At 66.0% G+C, this 24,197-nt stretch carries 17 protein-coding genes and 1 tRNA gene; 4 read left to right on the forward strand and 14 right to left on the reverse strand.

Going from position 1 to position 24,197, the window contains the following annotated elements; genetic code table 11:
• Window positions 1-2: 2 nt before the first annotated feature.
• The 9 genes from lnt to AC0J5J_RS02870 all read right to left on the reverse strand — a co-directional run bounded on the left by lnt (window position 3) and on the right by AC0J5J_RS02870 (window position 10,296).
• Entirely contained in the window at window positions 3-1,547 is a 1,545-nt protein-coding gene (lnt, locus tag AC0J5J_RS02830; protein ID WP_474899399.1) for an apolipoprotein N-acyltransferase, read from the reverse strand.
• A gap of 9 nt (window positions 1,548-1,556) precedes the next feature.
• Window positions 1,557-4,010, reverse strand: a complete 2,454-nt coding sequence (locus tag AC0J5J_RS02835; protein WP_474899401.1) for a DEAD/DEAH box helicase — start codon at window positions 4,008-4,010, stop codon at window positions 1,557-1,559.
• A gap of 9 nt (window positions 4,011-4,019) precedes the next feature.
• Window positions 4,020-4,772: a twin-arginine translocase subunit TatC gene (gene tatC / locus AC0J5J_RS02840; RefSeq protein ID WP_134423416.1), complete on the reverse strand. Its 753-nt coding sequence runs from the start codon at window positions 4,770-4,772 to the stop codon at window positions 4,020-4,022.
• Window positions 4,773-4,819: 47 nt separating this feature from the next.
• Window positions 4,820-5,041, reverse strand: coding sequence for a twin-arginine translocase TatA/TatE family subunit (tatA, locus tag AC0J5J_RS02845; protein ID WP_134423418.1), 222 nt, complete (start codon window positions 5,039-5,041; stop codon window positions 4,820-4,822).
• Between the two features lie 340 nt (window positions 5,042-5,381).
• The gene (locus AC0J5J_RS02850) at window positions 5,382-6,389 is read right to left on the reverse strand and encodes a helix-turn-helix transcriptional regulator (protein ID WP_474899403.1); all 1,008 of its coding nucleotides are present in this window, start codon (window positions 6,387-6,389) and stop codon (window positions 5,382-5,384) included.
• Window positions 6,386-7,435 carry a helix-turn-helix transcriptional regulator gene (locus AC0J5J_RS02855; protein ID WP_474899404.1) on the reverse strand — a complete coding sequence of 350 codons (1,050 nt, stop codon included), beginning with the start codon at window positions 7,433-7,435 and terminating at the stop codon, window positions 6,386-6,388. The genes AC0J5J_RS02850 and AC0J5J_RS02855 overlap by 4 nt, the downstream gene beginning before the upstream one ends.
• Window positions 7,436-7,470: 35 nt before the next feature.
• Window positions 7,471-8,439: an FKBP-type peptidyl-prolyl cis-trans isomerase gene (locus AC0J5J_RS02860; RefSeq protein WP_474899406.1), complete on the reverse strand. Its 969-nt coding sequence runs from the start codon at window positions 8,437-8,439 to the stop codon at window positions 7,471-7,473.
• Window positions 8,440-8,518: 79 nt separating this feature from the next.
• Window positions 8,519-9,550: a tRNA (adenine-N1)-methyltransferase gene (locus AC0J5J_RS02865; protein WP_134423426.1), complete on the reverse strand. Its 1,032-nt coding sequence runs from the start codon at window positions 9,548-9,550 to the stop codon at window positions 8,519-8,521.
• Between the two features lie 26 nt (window positions 9,551-9,576).
• Window positions 9,577-10,296, reverse strand: a complete 720-nt coding sequence (locus tag AC0J5J_RS02870) for an HAD family hydrolase (RefSeq protein ID WP_277613078.1) — start codon at window positions 10,294-10,296, stop codon at window positions 9,577-9,579.
• A gap of 80 nt (window positions 10,297-10,376) precedes the next feature.
• Here AC0J5J_RS02870 and AC0J5J_RS02875 point away from each other — a divergent pair, with 80 nt between their 5' ends.
• Window positions 10,377-11,321 (forward strand): proteasome assembly chaperone family protein, encoded by a 945-nt coding sequence (locus tag AC0J5J_RS02875; protein ID WP_241972612.1) that lies wholly within the window; start codon window positions 10,377-10,379, stop codon window positions 11,319-11,321.
• A gap of 20 nt (window positions 11,322-11,341) precedes the next feature.
• On the opposite strand, the gene mshC is transcribed toward AC0J5J_RS02875, so the two are convergent.
• The 3 genes from mshC to AC0J5J_RS02890 are packed head-to-tail and all read right to left on the reverse strand — an operon-like array spanning window position 11,342 to window position 14,829.
• A complete protein-coding gene (mshC, locus tag AC0J5J_RS02880; RefSeq protein ID WP_474899408.1) occupies window positions 11,342-12,616 on the reverse strand; it encodes a cysteine--1-D-myo-inosityl 2-amino-2-deoxy-alpha-D-glucopyranoside ligase in 1,275 nt (424 codons plus the stop codon).
• Between the two features lie 13 nt (window positions 12,617-12,629).
• A complete protein-coding gene (locus AC0J5J_RS02885) occupies window positions 12,630-13,484 on the reverse strand; it encodes an undecaprenyl-diphosphate phosphatase (RefSeq protein WP_474899410.1) in 855 nt (284 codons plus the stop codon).
• A 19-nt stretch (window positions 13,485-13,503) separates the two neighbouring features.
• Window positions 13,504-14,829, reverse strand: a complete 1,326-nt coding sequence (locus tag AC0J5J_RS02890) for a M20/M25/M40 family metallo-hydrolase (RefSeq protein ID WP_134423434.1) — start codon at window positions 14,827-14,829, stop codon at window positions 13,504-13,506.
• A 116-nt stretch (window positions 14,830-14,945) separates the two neighbouring features.
• Between AC0J5J_RS02890 and AC0J5J_RS02895 the strand changes: the two genes are divergently transcribed.
• Window positions 14,946-15,028, forward strand: a tRNA-Leu gene (locus tag AC0J5J_RS02895).
• A gap of 224 nt (window positions 15,029-15,252) precedes the next feature.
• Here the strand turns inward: AC0J5J_RS02895 and AC0J5J_RS02900 are convergent.
• On the reverse strand, window positions 15,253-17,157 hold the full coding sequence (locus AC0J5J_RS02900) for a hypothetical protein (RefSeq protein WP_474899412.1): 1,905 nt from the start codon (window positions 17,155-17,157) through the stop codon (window positions 15,253-15,255).
• Between the two features lie 44 nt (window positions 17,158-17,201).
• Window positions 17,202-18,482 (reverse strand): hypothetical protein, encoded by a 1,281-nt coding sequence (locus AC0J5J_RS02905; RefSeq protein ID WP_474899414.1) that lies wholly within the window; start codon window positions 18,480-18,482, stop codon window positions 17,202-17,204.
• A gap of 52 nt (window positions 18,483-18,534) precedes the next feature.
• On the opposite strand from AC0J5J_RS02905, the gene AC0J5J_RS02910 reads away from it, so the two are divergent.
• Both AC0J5J_RS02910 and dnaE read left to right on the forward strand, forming a co-directional pair.
• On the forward strand, window positions 18,535-18,930 hold the full coding sequence (locus AC0J5J_RS02910; protein ID WP_474899416.1) for a hypothetical protein: 396 nt from the start codon (window positions 18,535-18,537) through the stop codon (window positions 18,928-18,930).
• Between the two features lie 696 nt (window positions 18,931-19,626).
• A complete protein-coding gene (gene dnaE, locus AC0J5J_RS02915; RefSeq protein ID WP_474899417.1) occupies window positions 19,627-22,947 on the forward strand; it encodes a DNA polymerase III subunit alpha in 3,321 nt (1,106 codons plus the stop codon).
• Window positions 22,948-24,197 lie beyond the last annotated feature (1,250 nt).

Below are 24,197 nucleotides of genomic sequence, written 5' to 3' on the forward strand. Positions count from 1 at the left end.
ATTCACTCGCTACGCGCCCGATTCCGTCGGGCGCGTAGCGCGTTAAGGGAACACAGCACGAATCCGGCCAATCCGAGGCCGGACACCAGCCATTCGATCCCCCGTCCGGCAACCATGGCCGGTGTGACCGTATCGCTGAGGGGAACCGTCTGCACCATCGCCCCGGGCAGCCAGATCGGCAGGCTGTCCAGCGTGGCACCGTCGGGCGTGATGATCGCGCTCGTACCGACCGTTGAGATGTTCACGACGGTTCGACCGGCCTCGATGGCACGCAGCCTGGCAATCGCCAACTGCTGCACGCTCTCATCGGTGCGGCCGAAGTCCGCATTGTTGGTCTGCGCGAGAATGATCTCCGCCTTGTCATCGATCATCTCCTGCACGAGCTGGTCGTCCGCGATATCGAAGCAGATGGCGATCCCCGCCATGATTCCGTCGACGTCGAAGACGTTGTCGCGCGTGCCGATCGAGTAATCGCGAGCGACGAGGTCGATCAGCTCCGGAGCGAACGGGCGCCAGAATGCACGGTCAGGCATGTATTCCGCGAACGGAACCGGGTGGACCTTGTCGTAGACGTCCACGGCCCCCTCGCCGGACTTCCAGAGCAGGGAGCTGTTGTAGAACCGGCCATCACGCTGGGTGATCGTTCCCGCGACAATCGGGACGTCCATGGCGCGGCTCAGATAGTCGAGGTTCCGCGCGGCATCCTTCGATCGGAGCGGGTCGATGTCGCTCGCGTTCTCCGGCCACACCACGAAGTCGACCTCCTCGTCGATCACGGCCAGCGTCGCCGACGTATGGTCGGACAGAATCTGGCCGGGCGAGTACCGCGCGAACAGCCCCGCGTCGGAAGCCCCCTGCACAGCAGCCAGCCGAGTCTCGCCGCTTGAGACGGTCGGCCACGCGGGGACGACCAGCAGCAGGGCGACGGCGGCCACGGCTACGCTTCCCCGCAGAACGGGGCGTCCACCGCTCTCACGGACGAGCTGAAGGCAGAGGGCGCTGAGCCAGATCAGGAGAAAGCTGAGCCCGGACATCCCGACCCAGGCAACCAGGGAATTGAACGGGCTCTCGGACTGAGAGATGGCCAGCCGGCCCCAGGCGAATCCGCCGTACGGCCAGACCGACGAGATCGCTTCCCGCGCCGTCCACAGCCCGGCCACCACCAGCGGGATCATGCCGAGACGTCCCAGCCTGGACGGCCAGACCCGTGGGCCGTACCGGAGCACCACTCCGATCAGGGCCAGGCTGATGCCGAAGAACATCGACTGCAGACCGGCCAGGGCCAGCCACGGGACAGGTCCCAGGTACAGGGTCAACCAGCTGATGTGAATCAGCCAGAACGAGAGTCCGGAAACCATTCCGATCAGCAGCCCCGACCACAAGCCGCGACCGAGCAAAGCCAGGAGCATCAGGAAAACGCCGATCGGCGCCAGAATCCACCACGAGCGGTCGGGGAAACCCGCATCCAGGATGGCCCCCGCGACGGCGGCCAACAGGATGGCAGCCGGCAGGGGCAATGCCAGCCGCCTTTCGATCACAGCAGTCACGTCTCCAGCCTAAGCGACCGACGAGTAAGCCACGATGCCGCGCCGAATGGCGTCCATGGCCTGGCGAGCGGTGCGACCGACGGGGTCGTCGGCCACGACGGAGAGCTGGTCCAGCAGGTCGATGGTCTGCTTGGTCCAGCGCACGAAATCACCCGCGGCCATCTCAGCCTCGTCGAGGACGTCGACGAGCGAACCGGCCCTGGCCCACTTCCACATGGCCAGGCTGAGCCCGACCGCGAGCGGGTTGCTGCCCGGAAGCTTGTGGTCACGCTCCAGGTCATCGAGGCGGCTCCACAACTCCTGGGTCTCGTGCAGGGCCTCCCTGAACGGGCCCTTGGGCAGGTAGCGTTCGTCGATCAGTCCCTCGTCGCGCCGCGGCTCGAAAACCAGCGCACACGCCATGGCGGCGAGGCCGGCCGGGTCCAGGTTTTTCCACAGGCCGCGGCGCAGGGACTCCGCGACGAGCAGGTCGCGGTCCGCGTAGATACGCCGGAGGATGAGGCCGCTCGGGCTCAGAGCCACTACGCCCTCAGCGTTCTGAACGAGGTACCCATACCCGAGGAGAACATCGGTCACCCGGTCGAAGACGCGGGCAACGGCGCCGGTGCGGGTCGTGATCTGCTGGCTGAGCGCATCCGTGTCACGCTTGAGCTTCCACCAGCGCTGTGCCCAGCGGGCGTGTTGTTCGCGATCGGGGCAACTGTGACAGGGGTGTGAGCGCATGCGTTTGCGCAGGCTCGCCAACTCGCGCTGGCGCCGTTCACGGGCCGCGCGGGCGCCGGTCTCCCCCGCTGCACTCTGGCGCTCGACATCGGTGAGGTTGCGTCGGATCGCGGAATAATCAGTGAAATCGCCCAGGTGGCAGACCATGGAGCTGGCGAAACCGTTGAGGGACTCCTCCTGCTGACGCACCTTGCGCGCCAGGTCGACCACGGCCCGGTCGGCCTGGAACTGGGCGAAGGAGGATTCAAGGACTTCCCGGGTGCGTTCGCGCCCGAACTGCTCAATCAGGTTGACGGCCATGTTGTACGTGGGCTTGAAGCTGGAGTTGAGGGGGTAGGTGCGGCGAGATGCGAGGGACGCGACCGTCTGCGGGTCGAGACCGGAGGCCCATTGGATGACCGAGTGGCCCTCGACGTCGATGCCGCGGCGTCCGGCGCGCCCGGTGAGCTGGGTGTACTCCCCCGGCGTGATCGGGACCCGGGCCTCCCCGTTGAACTTTTCGAGTTTGTCGAGCACCACGGTGCGAGCCGGCATATTGATGCCCAGAGCCAGGGTCTCGGTGGCGAAGACGGCCTTCACCAGCTTCTTCTGGAAAAGTTCCTCGACGACCTCTTTGAAAGCGGGCAGGAGCCCGGCATGGTGGGCGGCAACGCCGCGTTCGAGCCCGTCAAGCCACTCGAAGTAGCCGAGAACTCCCAGATCTTCATCGAGCAGGGTGCGGCAGCGCTCATCCACGATCTGCCGAATTTCCTCACGTTCCCGCGCGTCGGTCAGGCGCACTCCGGCACGCAGGACCTGCCGGACGGCCTGGTCGCAGCCGACCCGGCTGAAGATGAAGAAGATGGCTGGAAGGAGGTGCTTACCCTCCAGCAGCCGGACGATCTCCGACCGGTCCATACGCCCGGCCTCGAAACCGCCGCGCGACGGGGCACTGCGGCCTCGGTCGCGATCACCGCCTCGGCGCCCGCTGCCCGAGCGAGGTGCCGCTGGGCGCCCGCCCGCCTGGGCGAGTCGCACGAGCTCCGGGTTCACGCGGTGCGTCCCGGCCAGGCCGGCGGCATCGAAGAGGTCCAGCATCTTGCTTTTCACCAGAACATGCTGTTCGAGTGGGACGGGGCGTTCCTCGGACACGATGACATCCGTCTCACCACGAACGGCCTGCAGCCAATCTCCGAACTCCTCGGCGTTGGACACGGTCGCGCTGAGTGAGACCATGCGCACATCCTGTGGAAGGTGGATGATCACCTCTTCCCAGACGGCTCCACGGAACCGGTCGGCAAGGAAATGCACCTCATCCAGAACGACGAACGCGAGGTTGGTGAGCAGGTCCGCATCGGCGTAGAGCATGTTGCGCAGGACCTCGGTGGTCATCACCACGATGCGAGCCTGCGGGTTGACGTTCGTGTCTCCGGTCAGCAGACCCACTTCGTCCGGGCCGTATTCGCCTACCAGTTCCTGGAATTTCTGGTTGCTGAGCGCCTTCATCGGCGCGGTGTAGAAGACCTTCTTCCGAGAGCTCTGCATGGCCAGGTAGATCGCGAATTCGGCGATGAGTGTCTTGCCTGCGCCGGTCGGCGCGGCGACCAGCACGCTGTTTCCATCTTCAAGAGAGGCGCAGGCCGCCAGTTGGAAGGGATCCAACTCAAACCGGAGCCCGGCGCGGAACGCCTCCAGACGAGGCCGTCCGGCACGGGATCGAGAGGCAGCGTACCGTTCGGCGGGCGATTGAAGGTAGGTCATCGGATGCGCTTAGAGCGCCAACTCCTGTTCGAGGGCACGGGCGCGCCGGGCGGCGCGGCGATCGTGGAGCAAAGCAATGCCGTAGGCGGCGAAGTACAGAACAACCATGGGGATGGCCAGCAGGAACATCGAGACCACGTCAGCGGCGGGAGTGGCGATCGCGGTGAAGAGAGTGATGAGGAGGACGGCGATCCGCCACGATTTGATGACCGACTGCGCGCTGATCACTCCGGCGAAGTTGAGCAGAACAATGAAGACGGGGAGCACGAACGCCACGCCGATCGCGATCATCAGTTTCAACACGAAATCGAGGTAGTTCTGCGCGACGATCAGCGCGGCGTCCTCCTGGGGAGCGAAGCTGGTCATCAGACCCACAAGATTCGGCAACACGAACCAGCCGGCTGCGCAGCCCGCCAGAAACAGCGGAATCGCTGTGAAGATGAACCCGAAGGTGTACTGCTTTTCAATGCGGGTGAGACCCGGGACCAGGAAGGCGAAGATCTGGTAGAGCCAGACCGGGCTGGACAGGACCAGACCCACATAAAAGGAGATCTTCAGCTTCAGGTCGAAAGCGCTCGTGATGTCGGGGTAATTCAACTGGGCGGTGCGGTTCTGCGCCTCGATGATGGCGTAGATCGGCTCACGCAGCGCATCCCACACGAAGTCGGAGAGGAACCAGCCGGCGATCGCGCCGACGAGAATGCCGGCCGCGGCGAGGAAGAGACGTTTCCGCAGCTCGAGCAGGTGCTGCCCCAGCGACATCTTCCCGTCGGTGGCCGTGCGCCGAGGAGTTCGCCCCGCCACGGGAGTTACGACTTCGTCGAGGGGTCGGCGGTGCCGGCGGCCTTCGAAGAGTCGCCAGCGGTGCCGGTGGTGTCGGAGTCGTCCTTGTCGCTCTTGATCTCGTTCTTGAAGATTTTCATCGACTGTCCGAGGCTGCGGGCGAGGCCGGGAAGCTTGGGCGCACCGAACAGCAGCAGAACGATGACGAGGATGATCAGGAAGTGCCATCCGGTCAGGTTATTAAGCATCAGTGTCTGTCCTCTGGGTCAAGGGGCGTGTAGTTACTAGTTTACCTCTGGCGACCAAAGAATCCCGCCGCCGCTGGCGACGCTGCGCGCGTTCGATTCGGCTGAGCTCGAGAGTGAGGTACACCTCGCCAGGTTCCTGGAGGACCGCGGATCGGAATCGGGCCGGTTCCGGCATCTCGGGGACCTGACCGACAGCGGCGACGCGCTCACTGAGTTCGCCGAGCGCAGCTCCCGTCGCCAGGGCCTTCCTGAACAGCCTGAAGGCGAACCAGACCAGCATGCCGACCAGGCCGAGGACCAGGCCGGTCCAGATCAGGAGCCACGACCACCAGGGCATCGTCTACTCCCCCACAAGCGGGTCGAATCCGGCATCGTCCGGCTCGTCGTAGCGGGCGATCCCTGCGGCCGCCCAGTCGCGCACGACAGCGCGCGCCTCGATCGGGCCAACGACTTCGACGACACCGGCTAGACCGGCGACGAGGCGTTTGAGGCCGTGGAAATGCGCCACCCCCAGCGTTCGGCGAACGCGGTCGCCACCTGGGACGCCGGCGCCGTAGGGGCCGTAGTCCGCGAGCAGGGGCACGGCCGCCGATGCCAGCTCGACTGTCACCTCGAGGTCGGAGGCGGATCCCTCGAAGAGCGCTTCGGGCTGTTCCGCCTCGAGGGGCCGAGGGCTGGTCGGAATCATCGTCACGTGCAGCCCGCTCATCCGATCAAGCCGGAACGTTCGGGCCGCCTCTCGAAGGTGGCACCAACCCCGCAGGTACCAGTCACGATCCACGGATTGGATGCGCCAGGGTTCGACCAGTCGCTGCTCTTGTTCGCCGCGGGCGTTCAGGTAGTCGAACTCGATCTGGACCCCGTGGCGGACAGCGGCCTGCACGACCGCGATGGTACTGCCGGCATCCGTACCGGCCACGGCCACCTGGCTGGGGGCACCCGAGGCGCTGCGGGTGAGCTTCGCCATCAGCGAGGCGATGGCGTCGACGTCGGCGTTCTCGGGCAGGGACGACAGGTACTGCAGGCCGGCGATGAGGGCCGCTGCTTCCCTGGCCGAGAAGCGAGGAGAATCGTCGATGGCGACGAGGTGGGTGAGCACGATGAGGTCGTTGGTTTCAAGCTCCTCCCAGTGGATGTCGAAGAGATCACCGTGCAGGTACTGGCGAGTCTCCCCGGGGATACCGGAGACCGCAATCAGATTGACCGCTTCGCGGACCCGGTCGGGCGTTACCCCGAAGTGATCGGCGACGGCCGTCACGCTGATGCGGTCGTGGTCCATCAGGAACGGGACCAGGGACAGCAGGAAGGTCAGTTTGTCGGATGCTCCGATCGCCGGGCCGGCGCTCATTCGCCCTCCTCCGTCGTGCTCGTCGTGAGTGCGTCGGTGTGCGCGTCACGCACGCTGACCAAACGTGCCCGGACGGCAGAGCGCAGCGCCGCGGGCGCGTGAACCACGACTTCCGGGCCGAACCCCGCGAGCTCGTCCGCGAGCACGTTGAGGTCGGTGAAATGCAGGTTCACCGTTGTGTCCCCCTCCCCTGACTGTGGCGAGTCCGTTGAGTGCCGCTTGGACAGCCGCACCGCGGCATCACTGCCCGGTTGCACGCTGATCGTGGCCAGGTTGGCGTTCCACAGCGCATGCAGCTCGCTGAGGGCTTCCTGGGCCTGGCCTTCCCCGGGCGGTACGAACGTGCCCCCCGGCACCGCCACCACCGGCCCGACGATTCGGGAGAGCAGGAAGGTGCGGTTCGCCGCGGCATCCCGGTCGGTACCGAACAGGTGCCACCGGCCGTCGAAGAGCACCACGGCCCGAGGTTCGACCTGGCGGCGGCGCGGCTCCGACTCACCGGGCTTCAGGTACAGGAACGCGACGACTTGACCGCGGTCCATGGCCTTACTGAGGGGTTCGAAGGATGCCTCGCGCACCCGCAGAGACGGCGAATAGCCGAGGACCGGGTCACTGGAGTCGATCCCTAACGCATTCAGCTTGGTCATCGCTCGTCGTGACTCGGCGGACAGCGATCCTTCGCGCCAGACCGTCGCGGCGAGCTTGAGCAGCATGAGTTCGTCTGCGGTGAAGGACACGTCGGCCGGGAGGTCGTAGAGACCCTTCGGTATGCGGTACCGCAGGTGGTGGTTGCTGCCGGGGTCGTCCGGCGGCTCCACCACTTCGAGCGGTATCCCCAGTTCACGGATGTCGTCCTTGTCCCGCTCGAACTGACGCTCGAGGCTGGCGTTGTCCCCGCCGGAGACATAGCGCTGACGGTAGCCCTGCACCGTGGACAGGATGTCCGCCTTGGTCAGACCGATCTCCGTGGCGATCAGCGCGAGTACAAGGCTGAACAGGCGTTCTTCAACGGACACGCGGCTGGTCTTCTCAGAGGTGGACGGCACGCTGCGAGTCTATCCGTCGGCCGACGCGTCGCAGCCTAGTTCACCCCGAGGATGTCGATGACGAACACGAGGGTCGAACCGGCAGGGATCGTCTGCGAGGCCTGGTCGCCGTAGGCCTGATCCGGCGGGAGCACGGCGATGATCTGAGAACCGACGGTCTGGCCGATGACGGCATTGGCGAATCCGGGGATCAGCCCTCCCTGGGTCTTGGAACCATCCACGATCAGGAACGGCGCAGGCTCGCCCTTGGTCCAACTGGAGTCGAAAACGGTCTTCTCATTCCACAACACGCCCGTGTAGTGCAGGGTCGCGGTATCGCCTTCAACGACCGTCTCCCCGTCGCCCTTTTTGAGCACGCCGATTTGCAGTTCGGTCGGCGGCTCACTGGAGGGGATGGTCACGCCGGGGGTGCCGTCGACCGCCAGGACGACAGACGGGAGACCGCCGGCCACGGGCTGGTTCGTGCCGTCGGCGCGAGCGAGGACCAATTTCACGACGTCGATCACCATGACCAGGGAGTCATCCGCGCCGATGCCGCTGTTCGCGTCGCCGCCGGCGGGTCCGAGGCCGTCGTCCGGTGAAACGACGAGGGCCAGGCGGGATCCGACCTGGGCGCACTCCAGGCCGCTCGCCAGGCCGGGCAGGGTCTTCTCCTTGTCCAGAATGAGTGCGGTCAACGCGGTGCCGTCGTACATGGCCTCATTGATCACTGCACCGGTCGTCCCGTTGTAGACGCTCAGGTCCACCAGCGCGGACTGGTCCGGCCGGAGCACGGCCCCCTCACCGGCGATGATCTCGCTGACCTGCGTGGTGTCGGTTTTCACGGGGGTTGGGAAGTCCACCGTCGGCGCAGAGCCGAACTCTCCCGACACCGAGACGAGTTTGGAGGCCGCCCCTTCCATGACCGGCGCCTCGCAGTCCGCTGCGTCGCCGGGGGCGCTGCAGCCGGTGAGGACAGCGACCAGCAGGCCGGCGGAAGCGATGAGTGCAGGAGCTCTACGCACGGGATCTCATTTCAGTGTGGGGCAAGCGATTATGCGGGACAGAGGCAATTTCGCGACCAGCCGCGGGCCGAAGCCAATACTAACGGGCGTCGGGTGTCGGGGCGTCGGGCTCGCCCGCGTCGAGCTCACGGGCCTTGGAGATGGCAGCGCCGGTCTCGGCGATCCGAACGCGCTTGCGCATGACCTTGGAGCTGACGCTGCGCTCGCCCAGGGCACCCGGTGTCCAGGCCTCGACGTCGGCATCGGAGAAGTCCGTTTTCGACGGGCGGCGCTTCAGCTCGGGCAGGATCGTGTCCGGGGCGAGGCGACGCGCCGTGATCAGGAATCCGGTGTGCCCGATCATGCGGTGGTCGGGACGCACGGCCAGACCCTCGACGTGCCAGCCCCGAACCATCGTCTCGTGCGAGTCCGGGTTCGTGTACAGGCCGGTGCCACGGATGGCCTCCGCCACCCGCGAGAGCTGGGTCACCGTCGCCACGTAGCAGAGCAGCACCCCGCCGGGCTTGAGCGCATCGGAGACGACGCCCAGGCACTCCCACGGCGCGAGCATGTCGAGAACGACCCGGTCGACGCTCTGGGCGGGCATCGTCTCGGGCAGCGTGTCGGCCAAATCGCCGAGGGTGATGCTCCAGTTGGCGGGATCGGACCCGAGGAACGTCGCGATGTTGTCGCGTGCGACATCCGCGAATTCGCTGCGACGTTCGAAGGAGGCCAGGCGTCCGGCCGGCCCGATGGCGCGCAGCAGCCAGAGCGACAGGGCTCCGGAACCGACTCCTGCCTCGACCACGGTCGCGCCAGGGAAGATGTCGGCCTGGGCCAGGATCTGGGCGGCGTCCTTGGGGTAGATGATGGCGGCGCCCCGCGGCATCGACATCACGAAGTCGATCAGCAGCGGGCGCAGGGCGAGGTGCTCCACGCCGACGTTGTTGGAGACGACCGATCCGTCGGGCAGGCCGATGATGTCGTCGTGGGCCAGGATGCCCCGGTGCGTGTGGAAGACCTTGCCCGGTTCGAGGGTGATCGTGTTCAGCTTGTTCTTGGGTCCGGTCAGCTGCACCCGGTCGCCGATCCGGAAAGGACCGCTGTTCTGGATGACCTGGTTGTCGCTCATGCGTGGAATACGTCCTTGTTCGTGGGTCATTCGGAGTCGGGCAGAGTGAGTGTGAGGGCGGCGGGGCCACGGCGCGCGCTGAACAGCTCCGTGAATCCGTCCAGGGTGCGGCCGGACAGCGTCGGCCACAGGTCGTAGTGCGCGCTGGCGGGCAGTGTGACCATATGAGGCACGCCGAGAACAACGGCACCCGACGCCACGGCCGCGGCGATACCGGGAATGGAGTCCTCCACGGCCATGCATCGCTCGGTGTCGACGCCGAGCAGCCCGGCCGCCGACAGGTAGGCCTCGGGATGCGGTTTGCTGTTCTGGACCATGTCTCCGGCGACGATGGTTTCGAAGGCGGGGAAGCCGACGAGGTCAGCGACCTGTTGGGCCATCCGTTCGACCGACGAGGTGACGAGGGCCATCGGAATTCCCGCGGCCTTGAGCGCGGTGAGCATGTCCAGTGCGCCGGGGCGCCACGGGGCGCCGAATTCCTGGAGCAGTTCCTGCACCCGGCTGGTCAGGGCCTGGACGATCGACTCGGCGTCGAGGTCGACACCGCGGCCCTGCAGGATGGACGCCGAGCCCCACAGCCCCGATCCGACCAGCAGCATCCCGTCGTCATGGCTCCACACCCCGCCGAACGATTCGACCAGTTCCGTTTCGGCCCTCATCCAGTACGGCTCGGAGTCGACGATGGTACCGTCCATGTCCCAGAGCACGGCTGCGGGCAGGAGGGAATCGGTTCTGATCGCGGTCACGGAGTTCAAGTGTAGAGGGCACCGCCTATCCTTGACTGATGGTGCCACGCGGGGCACCCCGTCGAAAGAGGTTTCAGACAGTGACAGAGGCTAACGGGTTCCTCAACGGGCGCCTCCTGGTGGTGGCGTTCGAGGGTTGGAACGACGCCGGCGAGGCAGCCACGGGGGCCGTGGGCACCCTGAAGGACCTGCTCGACGTAGCTCCGCTGATGCAGATCGACCCGGAAACCTACTTCGACTACCAATTCAACCGGCCCACCATCTCGGCGGGCGGCGAAGACGGCCGGCGCAAGCTCGAGTGGCCCGATGCGGTGCTCTACGGCCCGACTGTTCCCGCTGAGGCCGGAACGCCCCTCGCCGCCGACGCGCAGCTGCGGGTGAGTGGAACGAACGCCGGCAACATCTATCTCCTGCTCGGCACCGAACCCTCCCGCAGCTGGAAGAGTTTCGCCGCAGAAATCCTCGACTCAGCTCTGGCGGCGGATATCGGGGGCATCGTGTTCCTGGGGGCGATGCTGGCCGACGTCCCGCACACCCGCCCGATTTCCATCTTCGTCTCGAGCGACAACCCGCAGGTGCGGGCTGAGTTGCAGATCGAGCGCAGCACGTACGAGGGACCGGTCGGCATTCTCAGCGTGCTGGCGATCGCCGCGGAGGAGGTCGGCATCCCCACCCTGTCGATCTGGGCATCCGTGCCGCACTACGTGCATAACGCGCCCTCGCCGAAGGCGATGCTGGCGCTGATCGACAAGCTCGAAGAGATCATCGACGTCGTCATCCCGCGCGGCGAACTTGTTTCCGAGGCCGAGGACTGGCAGAACGGCATCGACACGCTCGCCGCCGAGGATGACGAGATGGCCGCGTACATCGCGCAACTCGAGCAGGCCCGGGACACGGTCGACTCCCCGGAGGCCAGCGGCGAGGCCATCGCCCAGGAATTCGAGAAGTATCTGCGCAAACGTGGCGATGGACGGGACGGCCCCGGCGAGGGACGACCGGGGCCCGACGGACCCCGGCAGCCCTGATGCGCTAGCCGGCCCCGAAGCTATAACCGGACGCCGAGAAGTGCATCGACGGCCACGGCTACCAGGGCCGGATCGTCGACCCCTCCGATGGAGGCTGCGTCCACGACGGCCAGTGCGGCGGGGGTGTCGAGGTCCGCGGCCAGGGCTGCCCTGAGCTGGTCGACGACAGAGTGGGCGTTCCCGGTTCCGACCACGGCAGCCGGGCCGAACGCGGTGGTCCAGGTGGCGAGGCGGGATTCGGCTTCGAGCAGGTGGGCGTCCGTCCATTCCCAATTGCTGCGATAGTGCTGGCCCAGCAGGGCCAGGCGGATGGCCCGCGGGTCGGTACCCCCGTCACGCAACACGGAAACAAGCACGAGGTTGCCGAGCGATTTGCTCATCTTCTCGCCCTGATAAGCCACCATGCCGGTGTGACTGTAGACGCCGGCCAGCGGATGCCCGGACAGCGCGGCAGCGTGACCGGCGCTCATGTCATGGTGCGGGAAGACCAGGTCGCTGCCGCCGCCCTGCACCGTGAAATCGGTGCCGAGTTCTTTCAGGGCGATCACCGAGCATTCGATGTGCCAGCCGGGCCGACCGGCACCCACGCGCGACTCCCAGGACGGTTCACCGGAACGGGCGGATCGCCACAGCAGCGGGTCGAGGGCGTCCCGTTTGCCAGGGCGGTCAGGGTCTCCCCCGCGCTCGGCGAACAGGGTGTGCATGGTGTCGGCGTCGAGGTTGCTCTCGTCGCCGAGGTTCCACGAGGTGGCCCGTTCGGCGGCGGCGATGTCGAAGTAGAGGTCGGAACCGGCGGCGACCGTCGGCTCGGGCGCGCCGGGCACGGACGCGACAATGGGGACGGCGTAGGCGAGACCCGCGTCCCAGAGCTGGGAGACGGCCTCCGCGATCTCGTCGATGACCTCGGTGACGGCGACGTAGTCGTTCGGGGGGATGATCCCCAGCGCCACCATGTCGGTGCGGAACAACTCCACCTGGGATTCGGCGAGGACTTCCCAGTCCACGCCGGTGGCGGCGGCGCGCTCGAGGAGCGGGTCGTCGACATCCGTCACGTTCTGGGCGTAGTGAACGCGGTAACCGCCGTCGAGCCAGACTCGCTGCAGGGTGTCGAAGGCCAGGTAGGTGGCTGCGTGACCGAGGTGCGTTGCGTCATACGGGGTGATGCCGCACACGTAGAGACGGGCGACGTCGTTCGGCCTGGCCTCGATCAGACCGGCGGAGGCGGTGTCGTGCAGCCAGGGCGCACCGGCTTGACCGGGCAGTCGTGGGATTTGAGGTCGGTTCCAGGCACGCATACCTCAAGCCTAACTAGGCAGCGATGGTGTTCGTCACCAGGAGGCCGATCAGCACCAGGCCGAGCAGGATGCGGTAGATCACGAAGGGCAGGAAGCTGCGCTTGGAGATGTAGCTCATGAAGAATTTAATCACGAACAGGGCGACGACGAAGGCCAGGACTGTGGCCGCCAGGGTGTCCCACGGCCCGAAAATCTCCGGCGTGCAGTTGGTTGCGCCTTCCAGGCATGGCTTGGCGATCGCCTTGTACATCTGATAGAAACCACTGCCGAGAACGGCCGGGATGGCGAGCAGGAACGCGTACCGGGCGGCGGCGGCGCGCTCGTAGCCCATGAACAGGCCGGCGGTGATGGTGCCACCCGAACGGGACACTCCAGGGATCAACGCGAGGGCCTGGGCGAAGCCGTACACGATTCCGTGCGGCACCGTCAGGTCGCCCAGCCGGCGGCGCTTGGCCCCGACGTAGTCGGCGATGCCGAGCAGGACACCGAAGCCGATCAGTACGCTGGCGGTGATCCACAGGTTGCGCAGCGAGGATTCGATCTGGTCCTGGAAGAGCAGGCCGAGCACCACGATGGGCAGTGAGCCGAGGATGATCAGCCAGCCCATCCGGGCATCCGGGTCGGCGCGCGGGACCTTGCCGACGAGCGACTTGGCCCACTGCCCGATGATGCGCACGATGTCATGCCAGAAGAAGATCACCACGGCGAGCTCGGTGCCGATCTGGATGATGGCGGTGAACCGGGCTCCCGGGTCAGCCCCGGTGCCCAGGAATTCACCGATGATACGGATGTGTGCGCTGGAGGAAACCGGAAGGAATTCGGTCAGTCCCTGCACGAGTCCCAGGATGAGTGCGTCGATGAAGTTCACAAAAATGCCCTTTTGCTGATCAGTAGTTCGAGAGCAGGTCGGTCAGGACCTGCCTGCCAAACACTAACGCGTCAAGTGGGACACGTTCGTCGACGCCGTGGAACATGGCCGGGAAATCGAGGTCGGCGGGGAGCTTGAGCGGGGCGAAACCGTACCCTTTGATGCCCAGGGTACTGAGCGCTTTGTTGTCGGTTCCGGCCGAGAGCAGGTAGGGCAGCACCGGGGCACCGGGGTCGTGCCGGCCGAGGGTCTCGACCACGGCGTCAACGAGCGGCCCACCGAACTCCGTCTCGAGACCGATGTCGCGGTGCATGATCACGATCTCGATCTCGGGCCCTACCAGCGCGGCCACCTCGGCGAGCACGGCGTCCTCATCACCGGGCAGGGTACGGATGTCGATGAGCGCCTCGGCGCGGTCCGGGATGACGTTGTGCTTGTACCCGGCCTGCAGCACGGTGGGATTCGTCGTGGTGCGCAGGCTGGCCTGGATGAAACCCGAGGCGGTCCCCGTGGCGAGGGCCAGTTCGTCGGGGCCGACGCGTTGCGGGTCCACGTCGAGCACCCGGGCCAGTTCGCCCAAGAGCTGCGTTGTGGTGTCGGTCAGCCGGATCGGCCACTCGCGGCGCCCTACCTTGGCGACCGCTTCGGCGAGCCGGGTCACGGCGTTGTTGTGGATCAGTCGGGAGCCGTGGGCCGCGTCACCCCTTGCCACCAGCTTGATCCAGATCAGGGCCTTCTCGCCGGTTTGGAGAAGGTAGGCGCGCTGGCCGCCGAGCGTGATCGAATACCCGCCGACCTCGCTGATGGCTTCGGTGGCACCGTGGAAGAGTTCGGGGTGGGTGTCGACGAGGTAGTGCGAACCGAGCACTCCCCCGGCTTCCTCGTCGGCGAAGAACGCCACGACCAGATCGCGGGCAGGCTGGCGGCCCGCCCCGAGGATGTCCTGCAGGGACGCGAGAATCATGGCGTCCATGTTCTTCATGTCGACGGCTCCCCGGCCCCAGAGCAGGCCGTCTTTGATCTCGCCCGCGAACGGGTCCACCGACCAGGCCTCGGGGTCTGCGGGGACGACGTCGAGGTGTCCGTGGACCACGAGCGCTCCACGGCTGCTGTCGCGGCCGGGAACGCGCACGACGACACTCGTGCGGCCCGGTTCGGAGTCGAACAACTGCGGGGCGAGGCCGAGAGCACGCAGGTTGGCCTCGACGTACTCGGCGGCATCCGTCTCCCCGTTCGACCGGCCCTCGCCGTAGTTCGTGGTGTCGAAACGGATGAGGTCGCGCGCGAGTGTGCCCGTGAGGTCCAGTGCAGAGCCGGCCGGGGTGTCTTCAGCAGAGGAAAGCATGCCTGTCACGCTACCGGGCCTCACGGCCGACCGGAGACGGTGGGCGCGGCGGGAGGGCCCCGAAATCCGTGCTAGATTGTCTATTCGGCGGCCGGGAACGGCTGCTGAAACACCCGGCCCGGGTGGCGGAATGGCAGACGCGCTAGCTTGAGGTGCTAGTGCCCTTATGGGCGTGGGGGTTCAAGTCCCCCCTCGGGCACAGAGAGAAGTTCGGAGTATTCCGGACTTCAGTTTGGGAAATAGGTCGAGAGAACCGATATCGGTTGTCCGGCCTTTTCTTTTGCCCAAAAACGCTTGCCGGTGCCTCTTCGCGGCCGAACAATGCCCGGGCGTTAAACGCAAAAAAGGCGCACCTGAGGATTTCAGGTACGCCGAAGGGACTCGTGTTGCGGGTAAGCGGGGTGTGTTGGGAGCTGGCTAGTTCTAGCCGGGCGGTTGTAGACCCTCGTCTTTGACGGGAGCGGGCCCGGCGCTCTGCCAGAACGTGCCCGGAAGCTGGCGGTTCTTTGCCGTCACCGACGTGATCGCGAGTTTGCGCTTGTAGAAGCTCAGCATCTGACGCATGTTCTCGACCACCGAGGCGAGGGCGATCACGATGTACGTGAACGTGTTGCCACGGACGGCGCGCTTGTCCGGGTCGGCAATGCCTTCGTACTGGCTGCGCTTCAGGTTTCGGTTCACGGACTCGACACCGTTGCGCATTGCGTAGGTTGCTCGCCACGGCTCGGCGCCGTAAGGGTAGTGCTGTTCGTGCTTCAGGCCGCCGGCGTTGGGAGAGTCGGCTTCCTTGCCCGTCGGGAGTTTCATCAGGACGCTCTGGCCTTGCTGGGCCAGGGGCTGGGCTTTCCAGCGGGAGTAGCCCGGTGCGTCGGCAGGGATCGAGTAGCGGCGGGTGCCGTCTGAACTGATGCGTCCCTTGCTCTTGAGCCTGAACTTTTCGCGTTCCGCCAGCTGCTGTGAGTACAGTCCCTCCGCCTGCCGGAGGATCCGGGAAGATCCGCCGCACAGTTTCCTGGCCGCTTCGATGTTCATGGCTGCATCATCGGTCGCTTCGACCGCGACTGAGTCGGGGTGTTTGTCGTCGATGCTGGGCAAGATGCCCAGGGGCTGCCCGAGTCGCTTGCGTCGCGCTGTCTCTGCTTTGGCGAGCTTGCCTGCGGCTTCGCCGTGCTTCTTCCGCACTGCGTTGATGACCCTGTCGGCGTCGCGAAGCACCTCCGGGAGTACGTCCAGGTACCAGGAGCCGCAGACCTGAATAAATCCGCGTGGATCGTGGGCTTTGACGCCGAGGTCATCGTCCTTGTAGTCGAAGACGAGTTTTGCGCCTTTGAGGCGCGCTGGGTACTGGAATTCTGCGTACTTTGCACCCGAGTAGGCGCGGTCCATGATGACGAAGTTCACCTTGTGGTCTCTGCTGTAGAGATTGTCCAGCAGGCTCAAGCCTTCGCCGATGATGGCGCCCGGGATGTGAAACCCGAGTGAAGTCGTCAACAGGGGGAAGAAGTCGACTTCGCCGGGGTGGTTGGGCGTCAACCGGGCGATTTCGGCTTCGATGCCCCACATGAGTTTCGCGGTGGAGGTTCCCTTCTGCTTGCCCTTGGGGTCCGACTTGTTAAACGCACTAGCGTCCGCATGGGTGACGGCTCCGTGGCTGCCCTCGCGGCGGTAGAAGCCGCCGTCTGGGTTGGCGGTGCGCCGATTGCCCTCGAGGTTCCGAGACGAGGGGTTGCCCACTTTTCCTTGCAGCGGCACGAAGGTGGCATCGATGGCGTGGTTTCCGTCTGAACGGTCGCGAAGTTCCTGAGGTAGGAGTAGCCAGGACCCATGCACGAGGTCATTGGCCAGGGTCCTCATTCGGGTCCGTCGTACCCGGCACTGTTCGGGATCACGATCAGCAACGACTTTTCGGTATTCGGCTTCGGTGAGAACTTTGTCGCGTCGCCCGGGGAACTCATCGACGAGAGCGATCAGGCGCTGCAGTGCCGCCCAAATGCGTTCGTAGACGCGTTCTTCTTTACCGTCGTGTGTGAGGTTGAGAACGGCGCGCTGTCTGGGGCTTAGCCGCAGCAGGGTGTGGGATAGTTCCGTGATCAAGGTGGGACGTCCAATCCGGATCTGGAGCAAGATCAGGCTCAGAACGGCAGTCTCGTCCAAAATCGGTTTCCGACCGGCCGTCGACAGCACGTCTTCGCTGCGCCACGCGGCCAGAGTCTGCCGGATTCGACCGGCCTTGAGGACGCGGTCTACTTCTACGACGGCCAGGCCCAGGGGTTCCGCTCGAGACTCACGAATGTAATCGACCATGCGGTGGCCGAACGTGCTGACCATCCATACTTCAGCTTGCTCCCACTGGCTGGAGTGGGTAGGCCGGCTCATTTCTTGCCTCGAAGCTGTGCGGCGATTTCATCGGCGTTCGGGCGCGGAACGAAGATGGCAAGCCTTGAGATCGATTCGAGCGACTGGAGGCCGGCGGCCTGCATGAGGGTGAAGACGTCGACCCGGTTGGTCAGGTGATGGACCAGCCAGGTGTTCCTGAGACGACGGGCGCGGATCGTGGGACTGCCCGGAGGCGTGGAGGAACGGGCGACGAAGGCGCTGACCACGTCGTTTTCACTTCGGGTGCGTTTGGGCAAGAAGACGAAGGCGCCCTCTGGGGTTTTCTTCAGTGCCTTGACGATCCGCTTCTCGTACTTCGCGACGACCACGACCTGACGTACGCAGTCTCCGTCGGTGACGTTGATGGTGACGACGCCGTTCTCGGAAACGGTGAACGATTCGGTGCGCAGGAGGGCGATCTCACCGGAACTGAGACCCGCACCGGCGCCCAAGGCGATGAGCATGCTCGCGGCTTGGCGCATGTACGGTGTCCCCTGGCCCGCCGCCCACCTGTTAAGGGCAACCTGCTCCTCCGCGTCGTATGGTTCGTCCATTCCGCGAGCATTCAGCGGCAGCGCCCGGCGGGGGTTCTTCTCTGGGTTGGCGGCCTCCGCAACCCGGAAGATCCACGCGCGGTAGTTGCGGAGGGTGCCGTCTGTCAGCGGTGTTCCATCGTCGCGACGTGGCGCTGCTGATCGGATGTACTGCTCGATGAGTTCGCGGTCGAAAACGACTGTGGCATCCAACGGGCACCCGACGACGAAAACAGCCCAGTACACGAAGTGCATGCAGGGACGCAGCAGCGTCTCCACCGAGTAGCGGGTCTGCGGAAGCGCCAGGACAACCGCATTCTCAACGAAGGAACGAATTGTTTCGACGTGGCCGACCGGCAACTCGGGAACGTACTCCGCCAACTTCCGAGCCGTGGCCGCGGACATAGCCGATCGGATGAGCTCCATGGCCGCACTGGCCGTCTCAGACGCGCTCCCCCCATGGAGAGTCATTCGCGCCGCCGCGACGCGGGGATCATCGGTGCTCTCTCCAAAGCGAAGCACCTCGGCGTCGTCGTCGTACTTGACGCCCGGAGCCGGGCGCGGAGCGCGCGGAACCTTTGCACGGGCGACTGGGTTCAGGCCCTTTTTCGGGGTCGAGCGGGCGGCATGGGACAGGGCGGAGGTGGGGCGTGAAGTATTCATCGCACGTTCTTTGCGACGCCGATTCAGGCGGCTGCGGGCACAAACAGGTGCAATATTGGGCAAGAACATGGAAATACCCACTTGAGTGGTGGGAAATACTACTCAACTGGTTGATATTGAGTATTCTAAAGAGGTGCCCAGACCTCCAAAACCGGGCGGGGCCGTCTTCGTTCCCCGTTCCTTCGTCGCCAACCCCAAGAAGTTCGGACGTAGCAGCATGCGACTTGCAGGTGATGTGATCGAGTCGCCGCACCAAGGGGCTGCGGAACTGCAACATGCCATCGCCAACCGCATCCGCGAGTATCTCCTCGACGAGAACACCACGCTGAGGGCCTACTGCGAACGCAACCGTCTCGCTGCGGGCCTGACACATGAACGATTCGAACGCATCTTGCGTGGTGAGACCATGCTGACCCTCACCGACCTGATGTTTTGGGCCACGGAGATTCCGGACTTCGCCGACTTCATCGGGACGACATTGAGTGCGCTGGTGGCTGGGGCGTCGGACGTGCATTCCGAAGACCAGTGAGGGGACCCTGGCTCGAGGGAGCCTCACTGCGCCAACTAGAGAACAGCCACCACGCACCTCGTCGAGGATAGACATCAGCGGCCGAGCTGTGTCCCGAAGTGGACGACACTTTCAGCCCGTCCCGATGGGCCCAGGGCTGGGCTCACCCACAGAGACGGTCTCCGTGCGCCACGTCCCGAAGGCGAGCCACCAGAGCACGCAAATTTGATGAGGAGTCAACGCACCGCCCCAGTGATCCCGACGCTGGGTACTCGCCCAGGCGGTGAGGCTCTCCTCTTTCGCTCCGTTGTTGCCGCACCGGGGCACGCACCCGAAGTTGAGAATGAGGAGCTGACATTGTCCAAGGCGGGTGTCCGAGTTCACCCTCACCCTGGCGTTCCCGGCAGCACGGGATGCCATGCTCGTCCAACTTCGAGCTTTCACATGATTGAAACGTGGCACACCAGACAAGTTCGTCTACTGGAAACTGACGCCGGCCGGAGGTGCTATCTGGTGGCTCTTCAAGCGGTGATGCGCCTGCAATCAAGGTGGGTCTGCGAGGTTTCGGCCTTTGCTGGTGCTGTAGCGGGGCGCTTATGTCTCGAAAACGTCTGGCGAGATTGGTCCGTCGACGCGGGCACACCTTGTCAGTGTCAGAGCCCAGACCTACACTCCCCATATCGAATAAACGTTCGATAGCAGGGGTTGGAGGTACGGATGCGACAGAGCTTCCCGCACCTCCACGTCGCCTCCGCGTACTCCCCGCACTATGGCGTGACCATGCCCGAGGCGCTCGTCGACCAGGCTGCCGCCGCCGGCGCTGACTTCCTCGCTCTCACTGACCGGGACGGGCTGTACGGGGCGGTCAAGCACGTGCGGGCGTGCGCGGCTGCCGGGATCCGGGCGGGCCTCGGCGCGGACCTGGCCGTCCACGATGATGAGCACCGGCCGCTCGGCCGGGTGACCCTGCTCGCGCACGGCGGGGATGGCCGCGGGTATGCCGCGCTTTGCCGGGCCGTGAGTTCCGCGCACGAGGCAGGCCGGGTGCCGAGCATCGACCGGCACCGACTCGCCACCTGGGCAGAGGGACGCACCCTCACCGTGCTCCTGGGGCCGCTCTCGGATGTGGGGCTCGCGGTGGAACGCCGGGACAGCGCCGAGGCGGTCGCGGGGTTGCGTGCGTGGCTCCGGGTCATGCCCATCGGCTCGGTCACGCTCGAAGTCGTCTGCCATCTCGCACCGACCGGGCAGCGCGGGTCTGTGGCCGCGGCCACCCGGATGCTGGGACTCGCCGAGGACACCGGGACCCCCGCCATCCTCTCCAACGCCGTCCGGTACGGCGAGCCGGGCGACGCGACGACCGCGGACCTCGCCGACGCGACCCGACTCCTCACCCCGCTCGCCCAGCTCGAGGAACCGCAGGCGAACGGGCAAGCATGGCTCAAAGACGGGACACACATGCGCCGGGTCGCACGCATGGTCGTCGACGCCGGCGCCCGCAACCCCGACGCCCTCGACCAACTACTCCGCACCACGCACGAGTTGGCCGACCGGTGCGCCCTGGACCCCGCCGCGGACATCGGACTCGGCACACCACGGATGCCGGAAGCCTCGATCATCGGCGTCGTTGGTGACCCAGTCGCTGAGCTGTGGCGGCGGGCCCGGCACGGCATCAACGACCGATACGCCGGCACCACCCTCGCCCGCGCCGCGCACGAGGAGCTCGCCCATGAGATGGAGACGGTCGAGCACCTCGGGTTCGCCGCCTACTTCTTGACCGTCGCCCGCGTCGCCGACCTGATCCGGGGCATGGGCGTCCGGGTGCAAGCGCGCGGATCCGGTGTCGGCTCCGTCCTCAACTACGCCCTCCGCACCTCCTCGGTCGAACCGATCGAGAACGGTCTCATCTGGGAACGGTTCCTCTCCCCCGAACGCCAAACCCTCCCCGACATCGACATCGACGTTGAATCCGCTCGGCGCCACGACATCTACCGGGAGGTGTTCCAGGTCTTCGGCGCGAACCGGGTGTCGCTGATGTCGATGACCAACGCGTATCGGGGGCGGGGCGCCGTCCGGGACGCCGGGCTCGCCCTCGGCATGCCGGAAGACCAGGTCGCAGCGATCGCGAAGCAGATGTGGCGGTTCAACGCCCGCGACTTCCGCCGGGCCCTCGAGGAGAAACCCGAGCTCGCGGAACTTGCCCAGCAGGTGCGCGAGTCGCAGCAACTCGACCAACTCGTGGACCTCACCGCGAAGCTCGACCGGCTCCCCCGCCACATCAGCGTGCACCCGTGCGGCGTCATCCTCTCCGACACATCCCTGCTCGACCGCACACCGGTGCAACGCTCGGGGATGGGGCTGCCGATGTCCCAGTACGACAAGCACGACATGGACCCGATGGGTCTCATCAAGCTCGACATCCTCGGCGTCCGGATGCAGTCAGCGATGGCCTACGCGATCGAGGAGCACCGGCGACTCACCGGCGAGACCATCGACCTGGACCGGGTCCCCCTCGACGACGAACCCACCTACGAGATGCTGCGCACCGCCCGCACCCTCGGCGTCTTCCAACTCGAGTCCCCCGGACAGATGGAGCTGATCGGGAAGCTCCAACCGGAGGTCTTCAACGACCTGACTCTGGAGATCAGCTTGTTCCGCCCCGGCCCCATGCAGGCGAACATGCCCCTGCAGTATCTGAAGGCACGCCATGGGGAAGTCGCACCCGGCCACATGCACCCCCGGTTCAAACCCTTCCTCGCCGAAACCAACGGCGTCGTCGTCTTCCACGAGCAGGTGATGCGGCTCTTCGACGAGCTGACCGGCTGCGGGATGGGCAAAGCCGACGTGTTCCGCAGGCACCTCGGCAAATCCGGCGACCTCGCCGAGATCGAAGCGTACGTGCGGAAGCGGGCAGCCGGCCGTGGGTTCCCGGCACCCGTCGTCGACCGGGCATGGAAGGTGCTGTCCGGGTTCGGCAGTTTCGGGTTCGCCAAAGCTCACGGTGCCGCATTCGCCCGGACCACGTACGAGAGCGCCTGGCTGAAAACGCATCACCCCGCGACGTTCTTCGCCGGGCTCCTCACCCACGACCCCGGCATGTGGCCCAAGGACCTCATCGTCGCCGAAGCCCGCAACCTCGGCGTACCCGTCCTCGGACTCGACGTCCAGAAGTCCGCGTTGGACTACCGGGTGGAGCAGCTGGGCGACGGGCAACTCGCTATCCGCCTCGCCCTGCCCGAACTCGCCGGCTCCAGCGCGCTCGAGCGGCAACGGATCGCCGAGCATCAACCCTTCTCCTCATTGCAGGACTTCCGGGACCGGGTGCGACCGCGCCGCCGCACGTTCGAAGCCTTGGCCCGAGTCGGCGCCCTCGACTCGTTCATCGGCTACGACCGGACCCGCCGCGGCGACCTCCTCGCCCACATCCAAGGCCTCGGCGGCAAGGCACTCCCCGTCGGCCCCGACCAGCTCGCCTTCGACATCGAACTGCCCCTGCCGGACTTCTACCGGTCCGTCACCGCCCTCGACCTCCGCGGCCGCACCCAAACAGACGTGGAACTCCGAGACCTCGGCCTCGCCGTCAGCCACCACCAAATGAACCGGTTCTACCCCCTCTTCAAAGAACTCGGAGTCACCCCCGCCTCAGAACTCGTCAACCTGCCCGGCGGCACCGAAGTCCTCGTCGCCGGGGTCCGCCGCGCCACCCACACACCCCCAATGCGAAGCGGCAAACGCGTCGTCTTCCTCTCCCTCGACGACGGCAGCGGGCCGGTATCCAACGTGGTGTTCTTCCACGACGCGCAGGCGCAGATCGGGGCGCCAGTGTTCCGCACCCACTACGCGCTGATCCGCGGCCGCACCCGACGCACCGGCGCCCGCGGCGTGTCGGTGACCGGCGAGCAGATGTGGGACCTGCTCGACGTGGCAGGGAAAGTCCGGGCCCGTCAGGCTGCGGAGCGGGAGCGGGAGCGGGTTGTGGTCGAGGCGGAGGCGGAGGCTGCGGACAACGTCATCCAGATGTGGAGACGGAGAGCGTGAGTTGCCGGACGGTACTCGCGGGACGGGCGATCCTTCAGAGGCGGCTGAGTGGGAATGCTCCTTCGCCGGCGGAACCCCCGCGTGCGCGGGGAAGAAACCATGAACGTCCTGCCGCCGTCGCAGATGTCGGGAACGCCCCCGCCTACGCGGGGGAAGGTTTCTGCTTGAAAATGGAGAACGTCGATGGCGTGGGAATACCCCCGCCTGCGCGGGGAAGGTGCCTCAGCGTTCACAATCGGCGCGCACCAGTTGGGAACACCCCCGCCTCCGCGGGGAAGGTTGTTGTGCAAGGTGCAGGCACGGCATCAAAGGGGGAACACCCCCGCCTACGCGGGGAAGGTGAGGATGGCGTCACCGAGTCGACCTCTGTTTCGGGAACACCCCCGCCTACGCGGGGAAGGTCCCATGAGCGTGACGGGTTCGGTGCAGTACGTGGGAACACCCCCGCCGACGCGGGGAAGGGGCTCACGTTCTGCCGCATCACGATGATGCGCTGGGATTACCCCGCCTACGCGGGGAAGGCTTGTGGTGGGCGATCACCGACACCCAGCCGTCGGGAACACCCCCGCCTGCGCGGGGAAGGATTGGCGTCCACGGTGATGTTGCGCGGCACGTTGGGAACACCCCCGCCTACGCGGGGAAGGGTCGTCGAACACGACGAACGTTTCCTTGCCGCCGGGAACACCCCCGCCTACGCGAGGAAGGCCCGACCTTCAGCTTCAGCTTCGGGTAGTCGTAGGGAACACCCCCGCCTGCGCGGGGAAGATGAGTCGAGGATGGACTGGAGCATGGGTGCGAAGGGAACACCCCCGTCTGCTCGGGGAAGAGATTCCGGTCACTTTATCCATCATCACATCACCTGGACCACCCCCGCGGATGCGGGGAACAGGTGACCCGGCTCGAGTCGGGTTGTGGCTGCACGGGAAGACCCCCGCCTGGCAGGGTAACGAGCATTGAGTCAAAGGGGGAACACCCCCGCCTGCGCGGGGAAGATCGCTCGTCCGGGTAAACCCTCCACAAGTCGTCGGGAACACCCCCGACTACGCGGGGCAGGTGCGAGGAATCCCATGAGCGCCGCAAACGCTGCGGGAACAACACCCCCGCCTACGCGGGGAAGGTCACAGCCCGCCCGTAACGTTGCGGTGTTCCCATGGAACACCCCCGCCTATGCGGGGAAGGTGGCGCCAGAGTCTGCGTGTACTCGTCGGCGTTCGGAACACCCCCGCCTACGCGGGGAAGAGCGGCACGCC

This window comes from Cryobacterium sp. TS_SC_7, assembly GCF_056156285.1.